2 protein-coding genes are annotated in these 2,296 nt (G+C 68.3%); both read right to left on the reverse strand.

Annotation, left to right across the window (positions count from 1 at the left end; genetic code table 11):
• The coding region (locus ACGFR7_RS37470; RefSeq protein ID WP_393328553.1) for a type I polyketide synthase at window positions 1-1,430 on the reverse strand (1,430 nt) is incomplete at its 3' end.
• Between the two features lie 53 nt (window positions 1,431-1,483).
• The coding region (locus ACGFR7_RS37475; RefSeq protein ID WP_393328556.1) for a phosphopantetheine-binding protein at window positions 1,484-2,296 on the reverse strand (813 nt) is incomplete at its 5' end.

Genomic DNA, 2,296 nt, shown 5'->3' on the forward strand with positions numbered 1-2,296 from the left:
ACGACTGGCAGCTCCCGCACCGGACCGGCGTCCTCGCTGGTGGCGGCCGGGGCCTGCTCGATCACCACATGTGCGTTGGTGCCGCTGATGCCGAACGACGAAACGCCCGCACGCCGCTGCCGGCCGGTCTCTGGCCAGGAGGTGTGGTCGGTGAGGAGGGCCACCGCGCCGGTGCTCCAGTCGACGTGAGTGGAGGGCTCATCGACGTGGAGGGTCTTGGGCAGCACGCCGTGCCGCATCGCCTGGACCATCTTGATGATGCCCGCGACACCGGCGGCGGCCTGCGTGTGCCCGATGTTGGATTTCACTGAGCCGAGCCAGAGGTGCTGGGCCCCGGGTCGGTCCTGGCCGTACGTCGCCAGCAGCGCTTGTGCCTCAATGGGGTCGCCCAGGGGCGTGCCCGTTCCGTGGGCTTCGACGGCGTCGATGCGGTCCGCCGGTAGCCCCGCATTGGTGAGGGCCTGGCGGATGACGCGTTGTTGGGAGGGGCCGTTGGGGGCGGTCAGGCCATTGGATGCGCCGTCCTGGTTGACGGCGCTGCCCCGTACCACTGCCAGCACCTGGTGCCCGTTGCGTTCCGCGTCCGACAACCGCTCCAGGACCAGCACGCCGGCGCCCTCGGACCAGCTGGTGCCGTCGGCCGATTCGGCAAAGGACTTGCAGCGGCCGTCGGGGGCGAGTCCCCGCTGACGGCTGAACTCGAAGAAGATCCCCGGTGTGGGGACCACGGTGGCGCCTCCCGAGAGCGCCAGGTCACACTCGCCGCCGCGCAGCGCCTGAACGGCGAGGTGCAGGGCGACCAGTGAGGACGAGCACGCCGTGTCCACCGTGATTGCGGGGCCCTCGAAGCCGTAGGTGTAGGAGATGCGGCCCGAGGCGATGCTCGTTGCTATGCCGGTGAGCAGATAGCCGTCGGCCCCCGCGGTGCCGGGGTTGCGCAGGGACGCGTACTCCTGGCCTATGACACCGGCGAAGACGCCGGTGTTGCTGCCGTGCAGCGTCACCGGGTCGATGCCGGCCCGCTCCAGTGCCTCCCATGATGTTTCCAGGAGGAGGCGTTGTTGCGGGTCCATGGCGAGGGCTTCGCGCGGGCTGATGCCGAAGAACTCGGCGTCGAAGCCGTCGGCGTCGTGGATGAAGCCGCCCTGGCGGACGTACGTCTTGCCCAGGGCATCCGGATCTGGGTCGTAGATGCCCTCCACGTCCCAGCCCCGGTTGGACGGGAAACCGGAGATCACGTCCCGGCCCTCCGCGACCAAGTCCCAGAGCTTCTCGGGGGAGTCCACGCCGCCGGGGAAGCGGCACGACATGCCCACTATCGCGATGGGTTCCTGTCTCTTCGCCTCGGTGTTCTGGAGTTGACGGCGGGCCTGATGCAGGTCGGCGGTCACTCGCTTGAGATAGCCACGCAGTTTCTCCTCATTAGCCATGCGACATCGACCCCTTCAGGCTTGCCAAATGCATTTCGGCGCTCAGCATCGACTCACAATTCGTTGTCGATGAATGTGAATATCTCTTCGTCCGTCGCGTCGCTGATCAATCCGTTGACGTCCTCGCCGGTGTCATCGGAGATGTCCTCGACTTCGTTGATCTTGAACAGGAATTCCTTCAGGCGCGCCGCGATCTGGGTGCGGCCTCTGCCCTCGGCGAGGTCGGCGAGCACGGTCGCCTCGATCCGCTCGAGTTCGGTGAGCAGAGTCCGCTGCACGGACTCCTGTGTCGGGGCGAGTTCGCTCCGGAGGAACGCCGCCAGCGCGAGGGGCGTCGGATGGTCGAAGACCACCGTCGCCGGCAGTCGCAGACCGACGGCGGCACCCAGCCTGTTCCTCAGCTCGACGGCGGTCAGCGAGTCGAACCCCGCCTGCTTGAAGGCGAGTTGGTCCGTCAGAGCAGACGAACCGGAGTGTCCGAGCACTACCGCCGCGTGTGCACGCACCAGCTGGACCATGGTGTCCAGCTGCTCGGAAGCCGTGCGGGCGGTCAGGCGGCGGGTCCACTCGGTGGCTGCCGACTTGTCCTGCGACCCGTTGTGGGCGATCCGCCGCGCAGTGCCGCCTCGTACCAGCCCGCGCAGGATTGGCGGGAGGGTCCCGGACTTCGCGAGACCGCGCAGGACCGCCGGGTCCAGGAGCGCGGGAACCGCCGTGGCGCGGCCGTCGGCCAGTGCGGCGTCGAACAGGGCGAGTGCGAGTTCGGTGGGCATCGGGGTGATGCCTGCTCGGTTGAGGCGTTGGTGGTCGGTGGTGTGGAGGTGGGTGGTGAGGTTGGTGGTGTGTTGCCAGAGGCCCCAGGCGAG

The sequence above is a fragment of the Streptomyces sp. NPDC048516 genome (assembly GCF_043199875.1).
GTDB lineage: Bacteria > Actinomycetota > Actinomycetes > Streptomycetales > Streptomycetaceae > Streptomyces.